Annotated in this window: 1 tRNA gene; it reads right to left on the bottom strand. The window is 62.8% G+C overall.

Features of this window, described 5'->3' with window-relative positions:
- Positions 1 to 68: 68 nt before the first annotated feature.
- Positions 69 to 145, bottom strand: a tRNA-Met gene (locus MKK60_RS00385).
- Between the last annotated feature and the right edge of the window lie 62 nt (positions 146 to 207).

Here is a 207-nt window from a genome sequence, read left to right as displayed (position 1 = left end):
GCAAACAGCCGGCCTGCGTGGTGCGCGGGCCGGCTGTTTGCGGTTTTGTGAGGTGTATGTGGTGTGTTTGGTTGCGGGGACAGGATTTGAACCTGTGACCTTCAGGTTATGAGCCTGACGAGCTACCGGGCTGCTCCACCCCGCGCCAGGGTGTGTGCTGGTCCTGGTGTGTGGACCGGCACGTTCGGCGATCGTGGTGAGGGACTG

Source organism: Methylobacterium sp. J-092 (assembly GCF_022829325.1).
Lineage (GTDB): Bacteria > Pseudomonadota > Alphaproteobacteria > Rhizobiales > Beijerinckiaceae > Methylobacterium.
Note: the sequence above shows the minus strand (reverse complement) of the source record. Positions and strands in the feature narration are given on the sequence as shown.